19 protein-coding genes are annotated in these 20,179 nt (G+C 62.0%); 14 read left to right on the top strand and 5 right to left on the bottom strand.

The annotated features are described in order from the left end of the window. Positions 1-153: 153 nt before the first annotated feature. Entirely contained in the window at positions 154-666 is a 513-nt protein-coding gene (locus KHO23_RS18785; RefSeq protein WP_211612727.1) for a winged helix DNA-binding protein, read from the top strand. A 58-nt stretch (positions 667-724) separates the two neighbouring features. Here the strand turns inward: KHO23_RS18785 and KHO23_RS18780 are convergent, their stop codons facing one another. Beyond that, complete coding sequence (locus tag KHO23_RS18780; protein ID WP_236066915.1) at positions 725-1,267, bottom strand: 5-formyltetrahydrofolate cyclo-ligase; 543 nt, start codon at positions 1,265-1,267, stop codon at positions 725-727. A gap of 77 nt (positions 1,268-1,344) precedes the next feature. Between KHO23_RS18780 and KHO23_RS18775 the strand changes: the two genes are divergently transcribed. The 4 genes from KHO23_RS18775 (at position 1,345) to KHO23_RS18760 (ending at position 6,260) form a co-directional block, all read left to right on the top strand. After that, positions 1,345-3,312, top strand: a complete 1,968-nt coding sequence (locus KHO23_RS18775) for a lytic transglycosylase domain-containing protein (RefSeq protein ID WP_211612726.1) — start codon at positions 1,345-1,347, stop codon at positions 3,310-3,312. An 82-nt stretch (positions 3,313-3,394) separates the two neighbouring features. Then, a complete protein-coding gene (locus tag KHO23_RS18770; RefSeq protein WP_211612725.1) occupies positions 3,395-4,348 on the top strand; it encodes a complex I NDUFA9 subunit family protein in 954 nt (317 codons plus the stop codon). A 29-nt stretch (positions 4,349-4,377) separates the two neighbouring features. After that, the gene (locus KHO23_RS18765; RefSeq protein ID WP_211612724.1) at positions 4,378-5,031 is read left to right on the top strand and encodes a glutathione S-transferase family protein; all 654 of its coding nucleotides are present in this window, start codon (positions 4,378-4,380) and stop codon (positions 5,029-5,031) included. Further along, positions 5,028-6,260, top strand: coding sequence for a multifunctional CCA addition/repair protein (locus tag KHO23_RS18760; RefSeq protein WP_211612723.1), 1,233 nt, complete (start codon positions 5,028-5,030; stop codon positions 6,258-6,260). The genes KHO23_RS18765 and KHO23_RS18760 overlap by 4 nt, the downstream gene beginning before the upstream one ends. Positions 6,261-7,148: 888 nt before the next feature. Here the strand turns inward: KHO23_RS18760 and KHO23_RS18755 are convergent. Both KHO23_RS18755 and KHO23_RS18750 read right to left on the bottom strand, forming a co-directional pair. Further along, positions 7,149-7,346 carry a DUF2905 domain-containing protein gene (locus KHO23_RS18755; RefSeq protein WP_120297084.1) on the bottom strand — a complete coding sequence of 66 codons (198 nt, stop codon included), beginning with the start codon at positions 7,344-7,346 and terminating at the stop codon, positions 7,149-7,151. A 22-nt stretch (positions 7,347-7,368) separates the two neighbouring features. Continuing rightward, positions 7,369-8,559: a class I SAM-dependent methyltransferase gene (locus KHO23_RS18750; protein WP_211612722.1), complete on the bottom strand. Its 1,191-nt coding sequence runs from the start codon at positions 8,557-8,559 to the stop codon at positions 7,369-7,371. A gap of 13 nt (positions 8,560-8,572) precedes the next feature. On the opposite strand from KHO23_RS18750, the gene KHO23_RS18745 reads away from it, so the two are divergent. The 5 genes from KHO23_RS18745 (at position 8,573) to glmS (ending at position 14,269) form a co-directional block, all read left to right on the top strand. Next, positions 8,573-9,391, top strand: a complete 819-nt coding sequence (locus KHO23_RS18745) for an SDR family oxidoreductase (protein ID WP_211612721.1) — start codon at positions 8,573-8,575, stop codon at positions 9,389-9,391. Between the two features lie 97 nt (positions 9,392-9,488). Further along, the gene (locus KHO23_RS18740) at positions 9,489-9,884 is read left to right on the top strand and encodes a dihydroneopterin aldolase (protein WP_211612720.1); all 396 of its coding nucleotides are present in this window, start codon (positions 9,489-9,491) and stop codon (positions 9,882-9,884) included. Positions 9,885-9,887: 3 nt separating this feature from the next. Then, positions 9,888-10,886 carry a tRNA 2-thiocytidine(32) synthetase TtcA gene (gene ttcA / locus KHO23_RS18735; RefSeq protein ID WP_211612719.1) on the top strand — a complete coding sequence of 333 codons (999 nt, stop codon included), beginning with the start codon at positions 9,888-9,890 and terminating at the stop codon, positions 10,884-10,886. A 143-nt stretch (positions 10,887-11,029) separates the two neighbouring features. Continuing rightward, a complete protein-coding gene (glmU, locus tag KHO23_RS18730) occupies positions 11,030-12,391 on the top strand; it encodes a bifunctional UDP-N-acetylglucosamine diphosphorylase/glucosamine-1-phosphate N-acetyltransferase GlmU (RefSeq protein WP_211612718.1) in 1,362 nt (453 codons plus the stop codon). A 60-nt stretch (positions 12,392-12,451) separates the two neighbouring features. Then, positions 12,452-14,269 (top strand): glutamine--fructose-6-phosphate transaminase (isomerizing), encoded by a 1,818-nt coding sequence (glmS, locus tag KHO23_RS18725; protein ID WP_211612717.1) that lies wholly within the window; start codon positions 12,452-12,454, stop codon positions 14,267-14,269. A gap of 138 nt (positions 14,270-14,407) precedes the next feature. On the opposite strand, the gene KHO23_RS18720 is transcribed toward glmS, so the two are convergent. Beyond that, positions 14,408-14,668 carry a DUF6723 family protein gene (locus tag KHO23_RS18720; protein WP_211612716.1) on the bottom strand — a complete coding sequence of 87 codons (261 nt, stop codon included), beginning with the start codon at positions 14,666-14,668 and terminating at the stop codon, positions 14,408-14,410. A 214-nt stretch (positions 14,669-14,882) separates the two neighbouring features. Beyond that, complete coding sequence (locus KHO23_RS18715; protein WP_211612715.1) at positions 14,883-15,530, bottom strand: glutathione S-transferase family protein; 648 nt, start codon at positions 15,528-15,530, stop codon at positions 14,883-14,885. A 103-nt stretch (positions 15,531-15,633) separates the two neighbouring features. On the opposite strand from KHO23_RS18715, the gene KHO23_RS18710 reads away from it, so the two are divergent. From KHO23_RS18710 to KHO23_RS18695, 4 genes are all read left to right on the top strand, one after another. Then, positions 15,634-16,617, top strand: a complete 984-nt coding sequence (locus KHO23_RS18710) for a helix-turn-helix transcriptional regulator (protein ID WP_236066914.1) — start codon at positions 15,634-15,636, stop codon at positions 16,615-16,617. Positions 16,618-16,770: 153 nt separating this feature from the next. After that, complete coding sequence (locus KHO23_RS18705; RefSeq protein WP_236066913.1) at positions 16,771-18,000, top strand: alkaline phosphatase family protein; 1,230 nt, start codon at positions 16,771-16,773, stop codon at positions 17,998-18,000. A gap of 8 nt (positions 18,001-18,008) precedes the next feature. Next, positions 18,009-19,283, top strand: a complete 1,275-nt coding sequence (locus KHO23_RS18700; protein WP_211612714.1) for a cytochrome-c peroxidase — start codon at positions 18,009-18,011, stop codon at positions 19,281-19,283. 114 nt (positions 19,284-19,397) lie between these two features. Next, the gene (locus KHO23_RS18695; RefSeq protein ID WP_211612713.1) at positions 19,398-20,048 is read left to right on the top strand and encodes a lytic transglycosylase domain-containing protein; all 651 of its coding nucleotides are present in this window, start codon (positions 19,398-19,400) and stop codon (positions 20,046-20,048) included. The last annotated feature ends 131 nt before the right edge of the window (positions 20,049-20,179 follow it).

Here is a 20,179-nt window from a genome sequence, read left to right as displayed (position 1 = left end):
TTTACCGGCATAGGGTGTCGCGATGTATGAAGCGTACATTATCAATAAAATATCAACAATTTATCTATAAGCGTTTTCGCCAGGCTCCCGGGAATGGATTGCTCGTCGTACACTCCCGACACCTTCCCATCCTGTTTCTCGAGAAACTTCATCATGTCGCGCCACCCCACCAAGATCGTCTCCTCGGAACATCTCGTGTCTGACACAAGCGCGGAACTGTCCGAGCTGGAGTACGCACTCATCATGGCGGGCAACGCGTTTAACCGGTGGATGGTGCGCTGCATGTCGGCAGCGGGCGAAAAGGACATGACCGCGATCGAGGTCTCGTTGCTGCACCACGTCAGCCATCGCGAGCGGCGCAAGAAGCTGGCGGACATCTGCTTCGTGCTGAACATCGAAGACACCCACGTCGCGACCTATGCGTTGAAGAAGCTCGTAGCTAGAGGGTATGTAAAAAGCGAAAAGACCGGCAAGGAAGTGTTCTTTTCAGCGACCGATGCGGGCCGTGAGCTCTGTCTGAAGTACCGCGAGGTGCGCGAGAATTGCCTGATTTCTACGCTGAAGGAGAGCGGGCTGACCAACGAGCAGATCGGCGAGGCGGCGCAACTGATGCGCAATGCGTCCGGTCTGTATGACACGGCCGCGCGGGCGGCGGCGTCTTTATAACGGGATTCGGCTTGGGCGTTGAGTGAAGGACGCGCCTCGCGCTGCCTTCCTCAAACGCTTAATCCGCCTGACGTGGATAGAGGCCGCCTTCCGTCACGATCAGATCGAGCGGAATGTCGTGGGCTTCGCGCTGCAGTGCCTCCGTGCGGCACGCTTCATACGCAATGCCGACGGTAACCGGCTTCTTCGACCCCGGCCAGGCGGCGAGCGTGCGATCGTAGTAACCGCCGCCGTAACCGAGCCGGTAGCCGTCGGCATCAAAGCCGACGCATGGCACGAACAACAGATCAGGAATGACGACGCGCCCCGAAGTGGGCTCGGCGATCTTGTGATGGCCGATCTTCATCGGCGTATCCGGCGCCCACGCGTGAAATTCGAGCGGTGCGCCGCGTTCCTTGACGATCGGCAAACTCGCCTCGCGTTGCGGGTCGGCCGAGAGCCAGATCGCGATCGCGGCGCGCGCGTCGAATTCACCCGACAGCGGCCAATAGAAACCCACGCGGCTCACGCCATAGTGCTTCAACGCGTCGAGAATGCGACGATTGAGCGCGGCGTTGTGCGCCGGCCTGGAAGCCGCTTGTAGCCTTGCTTCCAATAGCATCCGGCGCAGCGCCTTTTTCGATTCTGCGACGGGGTTGCATGCTATGCTTGGGTTCAATTCGCGCTCCAGAAACAACGATGTCAAAACGCCTCTATCGAGTATATCGCGCGGCCGGTCTGGCGCTTGCCGCTGCGGCACTCGTCGCGTGCAGCACGGCCTCCGCCGTCAAGCCCATTCCCGTTTCTCAACTCACGAACGACGACCAGACCTTCGTCCAGCTTCGCGAAGCCGCCCGCACGAATGACGCGGCGCGCGCAGCGCAACTGGCGAGCATGATCCCGAACTATCCGGCGCCTTCGTATCTGGAGTACTTCCAGATCAAGCCGCAGCTGTTCGATTCCAGCGGCCATGCGCGCATCGACGCGCCAGATGCGCCGGTGCTGTCGTTCCTGCAGAAGTACGACGGCCAGGCTATCGCCGACCGCCTGCGCAACGACTACCTCACGGTGCTCGGCGCGCGTCACGACTGGCGTAACTTCGATCAGCAGTACGCGCGCTTCGTGCTGAACGACGATACGCAGGTGAAATGCTACGCGCTCGAATCGCGTGCCGCGCGTGGCGAGAATGTTGCCGACGCCGCGCGTACGCTGCTGGTCGATCCGAAATGGTATGGCGACGGCTGCGTCGATCTGATCACCTCGCTGGCGGTCAACCAGCAATTCAGTTCCGACGACGTGTGGCAACAGATCCGTCTCGCGTACGAGCAGAACTACACCAGCACCGGCAGCAAGCTGGTCGATGCGCTCAGCAACCAGCCGCCCGACCCGGTGCTGTTCGGCCAGGCCACGAGCACGCCGCCGTTGCTGCTGGCGCGCGGCGTCGGTCCGGACACGCAGTCGCACCAACTCGCGTTGCTCGCGATCACGCGCATGGCGCGCAACGATCCGGCCATGGCCGCGGCCACGTTCGCCTCGGTGGCGCCGTCGCTGAGCTCGCCCGAGCGTGCAATCGGTTGGGGCACGATTGCCTATCAGGCCGCAACCAAGCAGATGCCGAGCGCGGTCGACTGGTACCGGCTCTCGGTGAATGCGCCGCTGTCGAACCCGGCGTACGAATGGCGCACCCGCTCCGCGCTGCTCGCAGGCGACTGGACGATGGTGCGCTGGTCGATCGAACAGATGCCGGCGGCGCTGCGCAATCAGCCGTCGTGGGTGTACTGGCATGCCCGTGCGCTCAAGCAGGGCGGCGACACGACCACAGCCAACCAGGAATTCGAGTCGATCTCACAGGGCTTCAATTTCTACGGCCAGCTGGCTGCGGAAGAGCTCGGCCAGAAGATCACGGTGCCGCCGAAAACGACAGTGACCGACGCCGAAATCCAGCAGGCCGGCAACACGCCGGGTTTCGATCTGGCGCAGCGGTTCTATGCGCTGAATCTGCGGCTCGAAGGCAATCGCGAATGGAACTGGCCGCTTCGCAACATGAGCGACCGGCAACTGATCGCCGTTGCCGAATATGCGCGCCGTATCGAGTTATATGACCGCACCGTCAACACGGCGGACCGCACGAAGAGCGAGCACGATTTCTCGCTGCGCTATTTGTCGCCGTTCAAGGACATCGTGGAGCGCGATGCGCAGTCGAACGGGCTCGACGTCGAATGGGCGTACGGGCTGATTCGCCAGGAATCGCGCTTCATCATGAACGCGCGCTCGGACGTCGGCGCCAGCGGTCTGATGCAGTTGATGCCGGGCACCGCGCAACTCGTGGCGAAGAAGATCGGTCTCGGTCCGATTTCGCGCGAGCAGATGAACGACATCAACACCAACATCCTGCTCGGCACGAACTATCTGTCGATGATCTACAATCAGTTCGACGGGTCCGCTGTGCTGGCCACTGCCGGTTACAACGCCGGTCCCGGCCGTCCGCGCAACTGGCGGCAATCGTTGCAGCGCCCGGTTGAAGGCGCGATCTTTGCCGAGGCGATTCCGTTCCAGGAAACGCGCGACTACGTAAAGAATGTCTTGTCTAACACGGTCTACTACGCGGCATTGTTCGAAGGCCGTCCGCAATCGCTGAAGGCGCGTCTGGGTTATATCGCACCGTAAGCGCCGTGCCGCCGCCGCATCATTTCTGATGCGGCGGTGCGCCACGCCAGCCGTTGCCACGGCTTCCACCAGGGAGTCGAAAATGCGACATCAAGCCGTTGCGCTCATCGGCGGTTCCGGTTTTATCGGCAGCCATCTCGCCAACGCCCTTGTTGAAATGGGCAAAGACGTGCGCATCGCCACCCGGCGCCGCTACAACGCCCGCCATCTCACCCTGCTCCCCATCGACGTGATCGAGGCCGACGTGTTCGATCCGGTGCAGCTCGCGCGTTTCGTCGAAGGCGCCGATTGCGTCATCAACCTCGTTGCCACGCTGCATGGCAAACGCGGTACGCCTTATGGACCGGAGTTCGCGCGCACGCACGTCGAATTGCCGACTAAAATCGTTGCGGCTTGCGAAGGCAAGGGCGTGCATCGGTTGATTCATATCAGTGCGCTCGGCGCCGATCTAAACGGGCCGAGCATGTACTCGCGGTCCAAGGGTGACGGCGAAAAGGCCGTGCACGCGGCGAATCTGGCGTGGACGATTTTCCGCCCGTCCGTGGTGTTCGGTCCCGAAGACCAGTTCCTCAACAAGTTCGCGTTCCTGCAGCGGATGTTCCCGGTGATTCCACTTGCCATGCCGGATGCAAAATTCCAGCCGGTGTACGTCGGCGACGTGGCGAAAGCGATCTGCAACGTGCTCGATCTCGACGCGGCTAGCGGCCATACTTACGAACTGGGCGGCCCGACTGTCTATGCGCTCGAAGACCTCGTCAAGTATTGCGGCGACGTGATTGGCCGGCATGCGCGGATCATTCGTCTGCCTGAAGCGTTGGCGCGTTTGCAGGCGTTGACGTTCGAAATGGCGCCGGGTGAACCGGTGATCTCGCGCGACAATCTCGATTCCATGAAAGTCGACAACGTGTTGAGCCGACCTCTTGCGCCCGAACTCGGGATTGAACCTGCCAGCATCGAAACGATCGCACCCGTGTATCTGACCGGCGCATCGACGCGTTCGCGCTTCGACACATTTCGCGCCAGCGCGGGGCGCTGAACCTTTTTATCCACTCCTTTAAACAAAGCATGAAACTGCTTATCGGCGACAAGAACTACTCGTCATGGTCGATGCGTCCGTGGCTGCTGTTCAAACATTTCGGCATCCCGGTCGAAGAGGTGTTGATCCATTTGAATGAACCCGGCACGAAGTCCGCGATTCTGGCTCATGCCCCGACAGGGCCGGGCAAGGTGCCGTGTTTGATCGGCGACGACGGATCGGCCACGTGGGATTCGCTGGCGATCGCCGAGACGCTGGCCGAGCGCTTCCCGCAGCATGCCCTATGGCCGCGCGACCCGGCGGCGCGCAGCCACGCGCGTAGCGTGAGCGCCGAGATGCATTCGGGCTTTGGCGACTTGCGCTCGAACATGTGGATGAACATTCGCGCGTCGTTTCCCGGGAAGAATGCTACGCCAGGTGTGCTCGCCGATATCGCGCGTATCGAGGCGATCTGGAGCCAGTGCCTCGCGACCCACGGCGGCCCGTTCCTGTTCGGCGAGTTCGGTATTGTCGACGCGATGTATGCGCCGGTCGTGATGCGCTTCAACACGTGGCAGCCCAGCTTGTCCGAAACCGCCGCGGCGTATGTTCGTCGCGTGACGGCGTTGCCGGCGGTGAAGGCCTGGATCGACAACGCGCTTCGCGAAACGCACACGGCGCCCTATCTAGACGAATGCCCATGAATATTTACGCGGTCGGCGGAGCGATTCGCGACGAGTTATTGGGCGTGCCGGTGCAGGATCGCGACTACGTGGTGGTTGGCGCGACGCCCGAGCAGATGGTGGCGCAAGGCTATCGTCCGGTGGGCAAGGATTTCCCGGTATTCCTGCACCCGCAGACGCACGAGGAATATGCGCTCGCGCGCACCGAGCGCAAGACGGCGGCGGGCTATCACGGTTTCCAGTTCTTCTATGCGCCCGACGTCACGCTCGAGGAGGATCTTGCGCGCCGCGACCTGACGATCAACGCAATGGCGCGTGAAGTGCGTCCGGACGGCGAACTGACCGGCCCGGTGATCGACCCGTTCAACGGCCATGGCGATTTGCAGGCGCGGCTGTTTCGTCATGTCAGCGATGCGTTTCTCGAAGACCCTGTGCGGATTTTGCGGATTGCGCGGTTTGCGGCGCGCTTCGTCGATTTCACGGTGGCGCCGGAGACGATGGCGCTGATGCGCAAGATGGTGGGCGACGGCGAGGTGGATGCGCTGGTGGCTGAGCGCGTGTGGCAGGAAGTGTCGCGCGGGCTGATGGAGAAGAAGCCGTCCCGGATGTTCGAGGTGCTGCGGGAATGTGGCGCGTTGGTGCGAATTCTGCCGGAGATCGACGCGTTGTTCGGCGTACCGCAGCGGGCCGACTATCACCCCGAGGTGGATACGGGCGTGCATGTGATGATGGTGCTCGACCATGCGGCCGCGCAGGGGTACGCACTGGCCGTGCGATTTGCTGCGTTGACGCACGATCTGGGCAAGGCGACTACGCCTGAGGATGTGCTGCCGCGGCATATCGGTCACGAGGGGCGCAGCGTCGATTTGCTGAAACCTTTATGCGAGCGGCTGCGGGTGCCGAATGAATGCCGCGATCTGGCGCTGCTCGTTGCGCGCGAGCACGGGAATATTCATCGCGTGATGGAGATGGGGGCTGCGGCGTTGGTGAGGCTGCTTGAGCGCAGCGATGCGATTCGGAAACCTGCGCGGTTTGCTGAAGCCTTGCAGGCTTGCGAGGCGGATGCGCGTGGGCGGCTTGGGTTTGAGATGCGGGAGTATCCGCAGGCTGAGCGTTTGCGGATTGCGCTTGTTGCTGCGCGGGGGGTGGATGCGGGTGCTGTGGCGGGGCGGCTTGCTGACTCGCCTGCAGGGATTAAGGATGCGGTGCATCAGGAGCGCGTTCGCGCTGTTGAAGTGGCGCTTTTGTGAGGGTTTTTTTTGCCTGTTCGGCGTTTGGTTGTCTGTGTTTTTATGGTTTTGGCCTTTCCTTGTTTTCTTAGTGGTTTATTAGCGTTGCCCCTGTGCGGGGCGGCACTCACTTCTCTTTGCCTGCCGCAAAGAGAAGTAAGCAAGAGAAAGCGGCTCACACCGCTAATTCTTAAGCGGGTCCCCCGCGCAGCCACGGTAGTGGTGCATCTGGAATCGGTGTTCTCGCGCATTCGGCGTGAGTGACAAGGGCGTCATACTTCCGGCGGCGCTGCGCGCGCCGACGCGTATTTCATAGAACCATCTGTTTGGTTTCGTGCGCGAGTTTCACCCGCCGCCGCGATTCACCGTTGCGTCACCAACGTTTCTTCCATGCACCAGCGTTTCATTCGAAGTGCGAATTTACACTTGCATGCGCTGCCGCGGCTTGTCGCCACTCGGAGCGGCGGGCGGCACGTTCGAAAACAGATGTATTTTTCGGCACCTCGCTGAGGCAAAGTCGGTGGCGCCATGGACCTCGATCGAAGTCTCGCGTTCGTCTTGCAGATCCGCCCGTGCCGAGGCGAAGCCGATGGCCCCGCTGCGCGTAACCGAAGCCCCAAGGTTTCCCATGAAGACCGGTCCGCGACGCACGCAGTGCGGAGTGGGAGCGAATGAGCCCTTAGTCACTAACGCCGAATGTGCGGGAACTCAGATTCCAGATGCACCACTACCGCAACTGCGCGGGGGACCCGCTTAAGAATTAGCGGTTTAAGCCGCTTTCTCTTGCTTACTTCTCTTTGCGGCAGGCAAAGAGAAGTGAGTGCCGCCCCGCACAGGGGCAACGCTAATAGACCAATAGCAAAGCAAGGAAAGGCCAACACCATAAAAACACAGACAACCAAAGCGCCGCTAAGCCAAAACCCTGGCAAGAATCGACAAAACCATAGAAAGCACCAACGTCGACATAAACGGAAACGGATACTCCCGCCCGAAGAGGCGCAATGTCACATCACCAGGCATCCGCCCAATCCCGATCTTCCTGAGCCACGGCCAGCAGGCCGACAACACCGCCACCGCCACAAACGTAGTCAACAGCCAGCGGATCATCACAAATCCCTAAGGCAAAAAATCAAAGCGTATGTGACCGGTCGCCGCCGGCAAACGCCTGCAACGTGTCATCCAGTCCGCGCGAAAACGCGATCACTTTGAACAGCTCGCCCATCTCGGCTTCAGACAACAATTTCTGCACCGCATTCGCCGCAGGCAAAAACCTCGCCGTGTCAGAAGGATCGAGCGCCGATAACGCCTCGGTAATCCCCGCATTCAACAAGAACCGCGCCTGCGAAGTGAACCCCAATAAGTCCGCCCCCGCCTCGACGCCAGCTTCGGCAATGCCGGTAAATTCCACGTGCGCCGTGATGTCCTGTAAGCCCGGATAAACAAACGGATCACCATGCGCCCGGTGCCGGTAATGGCACATCAACGTACCCTGCGCGCGCTGCTCATGGTAGTACTCGTGACACGGAAAACCATAATCGATAAAGAACGCCGCGCCACGCGTGAGCATGGTGCAAATCGTCCGCGTGAACGCACGGGCAGCGTCGTGCGTTTCAGTGACGTAGTCGTTGCCGGCAGTTTCGATTTCAGCCAGCAACGCAAAGTCCGCAGCTTCCGATGGCAGACGGTCGTCGAACGCAAAAACCTCATCGCGCCACACCACGCCGCGCTCGTGCCAGGCGCCGCCGGTAAGGGAAAAAAGCCGCACGGGCATTGCGTCCAACACCTCGTTGCCGATCACCACGCCTGCAAAACTTTCCGGCAATGCGTCCAGCCAGCGTACCTTCGCGGCCAGCGCAGGGGCCGCGGCCTCGATCGTCTCGCGTTGGCGCTCGCGCAACTCACCCGATAAATCCACGATCGCGTAGCTGTCGAACTCGACACCCAGCGCGTCGAGCGCGTTCAGCAAGCCGGCGGCGAGTTTGCCCGTACCGGCGCCGAATTCCATCACGTCGCGCGTGCCGCTTGCCTGCAATGCCTCGGCGAGCGGGCGCGCCAGCGTTTCGGCGAATAGCGGCGACATTTCCGGCGCCGTAACGAAGTCGCTGCCATCGTCGCCGCGCAGGCCGAATTTGCGGGCGCCGCCGCTGTAATAGCCGAGTCCCGGCGCGTAAAGCGCGCGCTCCATATAGCGGTCGAAGGGCAGCCAGCCGCCTGCTGCTTCGAGCTCCGCACGGATCTGCGCGACCAGCGCTTCGGACTGCGCAAGCGCGCTCGGGCCGGGAGCAGGTAAACTATCGGGTTGGTGAGCTTTCGGATTCATCCCCACATTGTAAATGACCGCCCCTCTGGACACCGCCGCCGCCCACGCGCCTGAAACGCCGCGCATCGTGCTGATTACCGGCGCCGCCCGCCGCATCGGGCGCTCGCTCGCGCTCGGTTTCGCCGCGCGCGGCTGGGACGTGGCGGTCCATTACGGCGCGTCGCGCAAGGAAGCCGACGAAGTGGTCGCGGAAATCGTCGCCTTGGGCCGCCGGGCGGTGGCGCTGCACGCGGAATTGGGCGACGAAGCCCAGGTCGAGCAGCTCATGCCAGCCTGTGTTGCCGCGCTGGGCCGCCCGCTCTGTATCGTCAACAATGCGTCGCGCTTCGAAGAAGACACGGCGAGCAACGTCGGTTACGACCTTTTGCTGAAGTTGACGGCGATGAATCTCGGCGCGCCGCTCGTGTTGGCGCGTATGCTGTTCGAGGCCACGCCGGAAGCCGCGCGCACCGATGAAAGCCAGCGCAGCGTGGTTATCAACGTGCTGGACCAGAAGCTCTACAACATGAATCCGGACTACCTGTCGTACACGCTGTCAAAAGCAGCGTTGCAGACGGCGACGGTTGCATTGGCGCAGGCGTTGGCGCCGAAAGTGCGTGTGGTTGGGCTAGCGCCCGGTCTGACGATGCAATCCGGCGATCAAACGCCGGCTGATTTTGAAGCTGCTCACCGAACTACGCCTTTGGGCCGCGCGTCGCGGCCGGAGGATATTGTCGCCGCCGCGCTGTATCTCGCCGATGCAGCGGGCGTCACCGGAACGACGCTGGTGGTCGACGGCGGGCAGCACCTTGTGCCGCTGCCGCGCGACGTTATGTTTTTGACGGGCGCCTGATTGGCGTGCGTGCTGGTTGCCGGCCAAAGCCGGCGGCCGTTCGCGCGTTGAAGCGTCCCTTTGCGTGCCCCGCACGCTTTTTTCGACTGGAACGAACATGTTTGCCGCTCTTTCGCATCCCCGGCTCGCCGATTGCCGCCGGCTCTTTCTGCGCAATTACGAAGTGCACATCAATATCGGCGTGCACGACTTCGAAAAGCGCGGCGAACAGCGCGTCGTGATCAACGTCGAACTGTTCGTGCCGCTCGCGATGTCCACGCCGGTTCAGGACAAATTGCATGAAGTCGTCGATTACGACTTCATGCGCTCGACCATCGCGCGCCGCGTCGAACAAGGTCATATTCACCTGCAGGAAACTCTCTGCGACGACCTCGTCACGGCCCTGCTCGATCATCCGCAGGTGCGCGCGGTGTGTGTGTCGACGGAAAAACCGGATGTCTATCCCGACTGCGACGCGGTGGGCGTCGAAGTCTTCCGAATCAAAGAGGATTGAGCCATGAATGCTCAGGAAATCCTGAACGGCACTGCGGCCCCTGAGGCAGGCGAGTCCGCGCACGCCCCCACCGGCAAGGCGCCGCTTACGCGCCGCGAGCAGAAAGAAGCCTACGAGAACAACAAGCTGTTCAAGCGGCTCGCGCGCCAGGTCGGTGAGGCGATCGGCGACTTCAATATGATCGAGGAAGGCGACAAGGTGATGGTGTGCCTGTCGGGCGGCAAGGACAGCTACGCGATGCTCGAGATCCTGATGCGGTTGCGCGAACGCGCGCCGATCAACTTCGACATTGTTGCGGTGAATCTCGACCAGAAGCAGCCGGGCTTTCCGGAGCACGTGCTGCCCGAGTACCTGAAGCAGCTCGACATCCCGTTTCACATCGAGAACCAGGATACGTACAGCATCGTCAAGCGGTTGGTGCCGGAAGGTAAGACCACCTGCTCGCTGTGCTCGCGGCTGCGGCGCGGCATTCTGTATCGCGTGGCGGGCGAGCTCGGCGCGACCAAGATCGCGCTCGGCCATCATCGCGACGACATTCTGCAAACGCTGCTGCTGAACATGTTCTACGGCGGCAAGCTGAAGGGCATGCCGCCCAAGCTGCAATCGGACGACGGCAAGAACATCGTGATCCGCCCGCTCGCCTACGTGAAGGAAACCGATCTGGAAAAGTACGCCGAGCTGCGCGAATTCCCGATCATTCCGTGCAACCTGTGCGGCAGCCAGCCGAACCTGAAACGCGCGGAAATGAAAGCGCTGATCCGCGATTGGGAGAAGCGCTTCCCGGGCCGCATCGAGAACATGTTCAATGCGTTGTCGAACATCGTGCCGTCGCACCTGATGGATCACAAGCTGTTCCCGTTCGCCGGCCTGCGCGCAAGCGGCGAGGCGGATCCGCAAGGCGATATCGCCTTCGACGAAGAGCCGTGTTCGACCGACACCGGTGACGGCGCGTTGCTCAACGGATCGAAACCGATCTCGATCGTCCAGTTCGACGATATGTGAGCGGCGCGGGGACAGGCAAAAAGCACGCGGGAAATGTGCGATTTCACGCATTTCCGCTCGTTGTAAGGCCGCGCCGGCGGCCTTTGCCGTCATAGGCTGCGTGATAGAATCGTCGGCTCCAAACTCGTCTGATTGCCGACGCCATGAACATCGTTATTTTGGCGGCAGGCACCGGTAAGCGCATGCGGTCCGCGCTTCCCAAGGTGCTCCATCCTCTGGCCGGCCGGCCGCTCCTCGCTCATGTCATCGACACTGCTCGTGCGCTCAAGCCCACGCGTCTGGTCGTGGTGGTCGGTCATGGCGCCGAAGCCGTGCGTCAAGCGGTAGCGGCGCCGGACGTCCAGTTCGCCGCGCAGGAGCAGCAACTCGGCACGGGCCACGCGGTGCAGCAGGCGCTGCCCTTGCTCGATCCGTCCGAACCCACGCTGGTGCTGTACGGCGATGTGCCGCTCACGCGCGCCAGCACGCTGCAGGCGCTGACCCATCGCGCGGGCCGCGACGGCTACGGCGTGCTCACCGTCACGCTCGACGACCCCAGCGGCTACGGCCGCATCGTGCGCGATCAGCACGGCAAGGTGTCGCGCATTGTCGAACAGAAAGACGCAACGCCCGAGCAGCTCAAGATCGCGGAGATCAACACCGGCATCATCGTCGCGCCGACCGGGCGCCTTGGCGGCTGGCTCGCGGCGTTGAAGAACGACAACGCGCAGGGCGAGTTTTACCTGACCGACGCGGTCGAAATGGCGATCGAGGCGGGACTCGAAGTCGTCACCACCCAGCCTGACGAAGAGTGGGAAACGCTCGGCGTGAATAGCAAGCAGCAGCTAGCCGAACTCGAACGGATTCATCAGCACAATGTCGCGGAAGCGCTGCTGGTCGCGGGCGTGACGCTTGCCGACCCGGCTCGCCTCGACGTGCGCGGCACGCTCGAATGCGGCCGCGACGTCTCGATTGACGTGAACTGCGTATTCGAAGGCCGCGTCACGCTGGCCGACAACGTGACGGTCGGGCCAAATTGCGTCATCCGCAATGCGAAGATCGGGGCCGGTACGCGCATCGACGCGTTCACGCACATCGAAGGCGCGGAAGTCGGGGCGAACGTCGTGCTCGGCCCCTATGCGCGGCTGCGTCCGGGCGCGTTGTTGCAGGACGAATCGCACGTCGGCAACTTCGTCGAAGTCAAGAACGCGGTGTTGGGCCATGGCTCGAAGGCAAACCACCTCACGTATATCGGCGATGCGGATATCGGGGCGCGCGTGAATATCGGCGCGGGTACCATCACCTGCAACTACGACGGCGCGAACAAATTTCGCACGATCATTGAGGACGATGTGTTTGTCGGCTCCGACACGCAACTCGTTGCGCCCGTGCGCGTGAAGCGCGGCGTGACGATCGCTGCGGGCACAACGGTCTGGAAGGACGTTGAAGAAGACATGCTGGTCCTGAACGACAAGACCCAAACAAGCAAGCCGGGCTATGTACGCCCGGCCAAGAAGAAAAGTTGATGGGCGTGACGCGCGCCCGAGGCGCGCTCCCTGAAACCCAGCACTGAAAAGGAATAAGCCATGTGTGGCATTGTCGGCGCGGTTGCGCAACGTAATATCGTTCCCGTCCTGATCGAAGGACTGCGTCGCCTCGAGTATCGCGGCTACGATTCCTGCGGCGTGGCCGTTCTCGGCGACAGCGGGCCGCGTCGTGCTCGCAGCGTAGCGCGCGTTGCCGATCTGGACGAGCAGGTGCATGAGAGCCACCTTGAAGGCATCACGGGTATCGCGCATACGCGCTGGGCGACGCACGGCGCGCCGGTGACCGATAACGCCCACCCGATCTTCTCGAAAGATGAGCTTGCGTTGGTACACAACGGCATCATCGAGAACTACGAATCGCTGCGGGAAATGTTGCGGGGCAAGGGTTACACGTTTGTCTCGCAGACCGACACAGAGGTTATTGCTCACCTGATTCACAGCCTGTATCGCGGCGACCTGTTCGCGGCGGTGCGTGAAGCCGTCACGCAGTTGCACGGCGCGTACGCGATCGCGGTGCTGCACAAAGTTCAGCCGCATACGGTGGTTGGCGCGCGGCAAGGTTCGCCGCTGGTGGTGGGACTCGGCAACGGCGAGAACTTCCTCGCTTCGGATGCGTTGGCGCTTGCCGGCAGCACCGAACGCTTCATCTTCCTGGAAGAAGGCGACGTCTGCGAACTGTCGCTCGAAGGCGTGCGTATCGCCGATCGCGACGGCAACGAAGCGCAGCGCGAAGTGCGTCAGGTCGCGGCGTATGGCGGCGCGGTCGAACTCGGCCCGTATCGTCACTTCATGCAGAAGGAAATTTTCGAGCAGCCGCGTGCGATTACCGACACGATCCCGCAAGCCGATTCGTTCGACGCGTCGCTATTCGGCGAGGGCGCCGACAAGGTGTTCGCGGACATCGACAACCTGCTGATTCTGGCGTGCGGCACGAGCTACTACTCGGGGCTGACCGCGAAGTACTGGCTCGAGTCGGTCGCGAAGATCCCGACCCAGGTGGAAATTGCCAGCGAGTATCGCTACCGCGAGTCGGTGCCGAATCCGAAGTCGCTGGTGGTGGTGATCTCGCAGTCGGGCGAAACGGCCGACACGCTGGCGGCGCTCAAGCACGCGCAGGCGCTCGGGCATAAACATACGCTCGCGGTGTGCAACGTCGGGACGAGCGCGATGGTGCGCCAGACGGAACTGTCGTTCCTGACCCACGCGGGTCGCGAGATCGGCGTGGCGTCGACGAAGGCGTTCACGACGCAACTGGTTGCGCTGTTCGTGCTGGCCGCGACGCTCGGTAAGCTACGCGGGCAGGTGACCCCGGAGCAGGAAGCCGGGTATCTGAAACTGCTGCGTCACTTGCCGGCTGCGTTGAATAGCGTGCTGGCGCTGGAGCCGCAGATCATCGCGTGGTCGGAAGAGTTCTCGCGCAAGGAACATGCGTTGTTCCTCGGGCGCGGCCTGCATTATCCGATCGCGCTCGAAGGCGCGTTGAAGCTCAAGGAGATTTCCTATATTCACGCGGAAGCGTATCCGGCTGGCGAGTTGAAGCACGGGCCGCTGGCGCTCGTGACTGAAGCGATGCCGGTCGTGACCGTGGCACCGAATGACGCGCTGCTGGAGAAGCTTAAGTCGAATATTCAGGAAGTGCGGGCGCGCGGCGGTGAGCTTTATGTGTTCGCGGACGCGGATACGAAGATCGTGAATGACGAAGGTCTGCACGTAATCCGGATGCCGGAACACTACGGCTTGCTGTCGCCGATTCTGCACGTGGTGCCGCTGCAGTTGCTGGCGTATCACACGGCGTGTGCGCGAGGCACGGATGTGGATAAGCCGCGCAACCTGGCGAAGTCGGTGACGGTGGAGTGAGGTTGATAGGCTCGCTATGGCGAGCTTCTGTCTGAAAAAACGGTCGCCTGTGGGCGGCCTTTTTTTTCATCGATGACAGACCTCACTGCCTCGCCGCCGCCATCGCGGCCGCCAAAACAAACGCTAATGCTCCGGCGCTTACAACTCCGGACGCGCCAGGTCGCTGGTCACAATGTGCTCGCCATAGACCTGCGCCGCCGCGACGGCTTCCAGCTTGGTCGCGTAAGGTCCAAGTTCCGGCGCGCCGTCGAAAGGGAACAGCACGCGGCCGTCGGTGGTTCGAACCACTTTCAACACGCCGAAAAAACGCCGGTAGCCGGTCAGTTTCGAGGTCGCCGACACTTCAAAGTCTTCCTCCGACGCCCCGGGGACGCTGGGAATGAATATGGTCTTGCTCATACCTGAAAACATCTCTTGTTCAATGGGCCGGCACCTGCTGGAAAGGCCAGTGCACGCCCGGTTGTCCCGGGAAGACATTCACGGGCGGCCCCCATTGTCTCAAATCCTGGCGCATTGAACCGGAGCACACCGGATCAGACCGGCCGCCGCCTACATTGCGCGGCCTAAATCGCCGCAGCAGTCCCAGAGCAGGCCCCGCAGTCAGTCCGCAGCATCAAGCGCCTTTGGCCGCCGCCTCATGCTCGGCCGCCAGCGCGACATCCCGCTCGCTCACCTTCACAAAGCTCGGCCGCGAACAGACGCGCTGAGCATATTCGAGCACAACTGGCGTTTCCGGCACCAGCTTGAACATCATCCCCCAATGCAGCGCGATACCCCACAAAATATCCGCAGCCGACATCTTGTCGCCGAGCAAATAGGGCGACGCCTCCAACTGGCTCGTCACTGTGCCGAGCATCGAATCGAAATCGCCGTACGGTGAGGTGGAGGGCGGCGCGGGTTCGCGCTTCATCGCCTTGTCGACCAACGCCGGTTCGTAACATGCGGCGTAGTACACCAGCCACCGCAGATACGGCCCGCGCGACGGATCGTCGAGCGCAGGCGCGAGGCCCGCTTCGGGAAACAGGTCGGCCAGATAGATGAAGATGGCGACCTGTTCGGTGATCAGCGCGTCACCGTGGAGGATCGCCGGCACCTTGCCGAGCGGATTGATCGCGAGATACGGCGCCTTGCGCTGCTCGCCGGCCTTCATGTTCAGCACCTTTAGCTGGTACGGGGCACCGAGCTCTTCGAGCAGCGTGAGTGCGCTGACAGAGCGGCATTGCGGCGAGTGAAAGAGCGTGATCGTGCGGTCGGTAGTCATGGCGTGGGCCTTCCAGGTGAGCGTCTCGTGGGGAAAAGCCAGCGTCCGTCAGGCGCCGGATGCCCTCATCCTAAGCGCCCATACCTGTCAGTTTGTGTCAGGTATGACTACACTTGTCCGTATGAGAGCCAGCCGCCTCCTTTCCATCCTGATGACCCTGCAAGCGCGCGGACGCGTGACCGCGCAGTCCCTTGCTCACGAATGCGCGGTCTCTCTGCGCACGATCTATCGCGACATCGACGCCTTGAGCGCCGCGGGCGTCCCTGTCCAGAGCGAACGTGGCGCGGAAGGCGGGTATCGCCTGCTCGATGGATACCGTACGCGTCTGAACGGCCTGTCGTCGCAGGAAGCGGAGTCGCTGTTCCTCGCGGGCCTGCCTGGACCGATGCAGGCACTCGGTCTCGGCGCCGTGATGGCCGGCGCGCAAACCAAGCTGCTTGCCGCGCTGCCAGTGGAAATGCGCTCGACCGCTGAGCGCATGCGTTCGCGTTTTCACCTCGACGCCCCGGCCTGGTTCGCCGATGCGGATCAACCCGCGAATCTGCCGTTGATTGCCAGCGCGGTGTGGGAGCAGCATCCGCTGCAGATTCGCTATCAGAGCTGGAAAGCCGAAAAATTTCGCCGGATCGAACCGCTCGGCATCGTGCTGAAAAGCGGGGCCTGGTATGTGGTTGGGCGCGTCGGCACGGATATCCGCATCTATCGCATTTCGCGCATTCTCGAATTGAGCACGCTGGACGAAATTTTCGAGCGGCCGCCCGCCTTCGATCTGGCGGCTTACTGGCAAGACAGCGCGCAACGGCTGTCCGAAGAAATGCATGCGAATGAAGCGACGCTGCGCCTGTCGCCGTGGGGCGTGCAGATGCTCGAAGTCTTTGTCACGCCGTTCGCACGCTCAGCCGCGAAAATCGGTGAGCCGGATCCGACCGACGGCTGGTGCACAGTCACACTGCCGGTTGGCTCGGTCAGGCAGGCGTGCGCGGAGTTGCTCCGCTTCGGAACCGAGGCTGACGTGCTGGCTCCCCCAGAATTGCGCGCCCGATTCGCGGAGGTGGCGGCAGCATTGCATCGCCGCTATGTGCAATGAAGGCGATGGTGCGCCGCCATCACCGTATCCGCACTCATATGTTGCGTTGAATGACCGATATATTGGAGTAATGTGGCGCGGTTCACGCTGACGTCATACATGCTGCATAGAGTTTGCCCGCGAATAAAACTCTAATCCCAAAGGGCAAAAAACATGTCTCAACGCAGCGGGTTGCGTGCTTTCATCATGGTCGTTTGCGCGGTCCTGGTCGGCGTTATCGTCGCCGCGTGCGGATCGTCGTCCTCGTCGCTCAATGTGACCGGGCAGCAGCAGATCCGGCACGTCTTCGTCATCACGCTCGAAAACGAAAACTACGCGACCACCTTCGGCGCGAACAGCAAGGCGCCGTATCTGTCGCAGACGCTGGCTTCCCAAGGTGCGATGGTGCAGCAGTATTACGGCACGGGCCACGTGAGCCTCGATAATTACATCTCGATGCTCAGCGGCCAGGCGCCGACGCCGGAAACGGACAACGACTGCATTACGTATCAGGACTACAAGCTCACCGGTACGACCTCGGACGGTCAGGCGATCGGCTCGGGCTGCGTGTATCCCGCCAGCATCAAGACGCTGCCGGACCAGTTGAAGGCCGCGGGCTACACCTGGAAGGGCTATGAAGGCGACATGGGCAACGACCCGACGCGCGAAGCGGCTACCTGCGGTCACCCGACGCTCAACACGACCGACCTGACCCAGTCGGCCGAAGCGCCGAGCGCGGCCGTGCCGTTGGGCGACCAGTACGCGACGCGTCACAACCCGTTCATGTACTTCCACTCGATCATCGATTCACCGGACTGCGGCCAGAACGTCGTGAACCTGAACAAGCTCACAACGGACCTGCAATCGATCTCGACCACTGCTAACTTCAACCTGATCACGCCGAGCCTGTGCGACGACGGCCACGACGCGCCGTGCGTGAACGGCCAGCCGGGTGGACTGACAAGCGCGAATACATTCCTGCAGAAGTGGGTGCCGATTATTACGGCCTCGCCGGCGTTCCAGAAGGATGGTCTGTTGATCATCAACTTCGACGAAAGCAGTTATGCCACGGTCACGCAATCGGCCTCCGGCGAGGATCTGATCTTCTCCGGCGCGACCTGTTGCAGTCAGCAGCCGGGCCCGAATCTGCCGGCGTTCCCGCAGACTTCGTCGCTGTCGTACAAGGGCTTGACGATCAACCTGACCAAGCAGAGCTTTGGCGGCGACCGGACCGGTGCGGTGATGATCTCGAAGTTCATCAAACCGGGGACGGTGTCGACGGTGCAGTACAACCACTACTCGATGCTCAAGAGCATTGAAGACATCTTCCAGTTAGACCATCTGGGCTACGCGGGGCAGGCCGGTCTCGTCGGGTTCGGCAACGACATCTTCACGAACCTGTAAGCGATCAGATGCCGTTTTTTGCAACGCGCTTCACCGAGCGAACCGCCGCGCGATGGGCAGCGCTCGCAGCGCTGGTCAGTGCCGCATGGTTGCCGTACGCGGCGTCGGCAGCGGCGGCAGCGCCGCCGGCCGATGCGAAGCCGGTCTACAGCGATGCGGCGGCGCTCGGCAAGCTGATGTTCTTCGATGCGTCGTTGTCAGCGTCGGGCAAGATGTCGTGCGCGAGCTGTCATAGCCCCTCGCACGCGTACGGGCCGCCCAACGGGTTGGCCGCGCAGTTGGGTGGGCCCGACATGCGCTCGCAAGGCACACGCGCCGTGCCGAGCCTACGCTACGTGCTGAACCGCACGCCGATGTGGAGTCATGCGCAGGCGGCCAGCATGTCCGAGCGCCTGAGCGAGACGGACAACGCGCCGGTGGGCGGCTTCGGTTGGGACGGCCGCTTCAACCGTCTTCGCGATCAGGCGAGTTTCCCGTTGCTGAATCCGAACGAGATGGCCAACAAGGACCCGGCGGCGGTGCTTGCGAAGCTGGAGCACGCGCCGTACGCGGCGCGTTTCAGAGAAGTGTTCGGCGAGAACATCTTCACCGATCCCAGCAAGGCGTTCACTCAGGCGATGTATGCCATCGAGCGTTTCGAGCTCGAAGACCCGAGTTTTCATCCCTACACCAGCAAGTTCGATGACTACCTCGATGGGAAATTGCAACTAACGGCACAGGAGTTGAGAGGCAAGAAACTGTTCGACAATCCGGCGGGCGGCAATTGCGCCTCCTGTCACATCGATCAGTCGGGTGTCGACGGCTCTCATCCGCTTTTCACCGACTTCAATTTCCAGGCGCTCGGCGTGCCGCGCAATCCGGAGTTGCGTGCGAACCTGGATCCGAAGTACTTCGATATGGGCCTGTGCGGGCCGTTGCGCACCGATCAGTCGAGCGACAGGAGCAACTGTGGACTCTTCAAGTCGGTATCGTTGCGTAACACTGCGACGCGGCAAGTGTTCTTCCACAACGGCCGCTTCCACACGCTGAAGGACGCACTGCGTTTCTACGCGCAGCGCGATACGAATCCGGCGAAGTGGTATCCCAAAGACGCGCATGGCAAGGTCGATAAATTCAACGATTTGCCGGTTGCGCTGCGTGTGAACGTCGACACGACCGACGAACCGCTTACGCGCAAAGCAGGCGAGCGACCCGTGTGGTCGGAGCGGGATATCGACGACGTGGCCACTTTTCTCGCCACGCTGAACGACGACTACGTCCTGAAACCAGAACAGCCGAAGTAGCAGACGCGCACGCACCAACCGGTTTCTTTTCCTCAGATGAATTTTGGCGGTTTGGTGCCTCTTTTGGGGGCAGAGCTATAATGCGCGAATTCCCTCTCTTTCCCGCCCTTCGTTATGAGCCGGTTACTTTGCCTGTTCGTGCTTTCGCTCGGCCTGATGCAAACCGCAACCGCCGACGAAAACAATGACCGTATGTCCGCGTATCTGACGCAGAAATTCGGTCTGGCAAAGGAAAAAGCTCAAAAGATTTCGGACGCGGTGCAGTCCGCCGCGTCGAAATACTCACTGCCGCCGGCTCTCCTGCTGGCGATCATCTCGATCGAATCCCGCTTCAAGGAAAAGGCCAAGGGCGCCAACGGCGCGACCGGGCTGATGCAGGTGGTGCCGGGCGCCCATCGCGGGCTGCTGCGGAACGTCAAGGACCTCACAGAGCCGACCACCAACATCGATGTCGGCTCGGCGATCCTCTATGGCTACATGCGCTCGGCAAACGGCGACATGAACGCGGCGCTCAAGAGCTACGGCGGCTCGCAGGCCTACGCGAAGAAGGTGAGCTTGCGCGTCGACGATTTCGCCGACGTCGCCGGACAGCAAGACGTCGCGTCGCATCCGGGCGCACAAGCCAATATGTGCGAGGCCGACCGTTGCGCAGCGCCGGGCAATTGGGCCGACGCTTTTACTATCCCGTCCGCCAATGCCACCAATGCCGCCGGCGTGAACGGCGCTGCGGTGCTGCAAAGCGCCTCACCTGCAACGCCGCACTGAGCGGCCGTTTCCCCTTATTTTTTTCTCCCTTGTTCTGCGTCCGCGCCAACGCCGCGGATTGCTTCGTCACGTCGTGTAAGGCGGCGCGGAGCACACGCTGCGCGCTTTTTACGCACACCTGGCAACCGCTC

The organism is Paraburkholderia haematera, from assembly GCF_905220975.1.
Lineage (GTDB): Bacteria > Pseudomonadota > Gammaproteobacteria > Burkholderiales > Burkholderiaceae > Paraburkholderia > Paraburkholderia haematera.
This window is presented reverse-complemented; position numbering and strand designations above follow the sequence as displayed.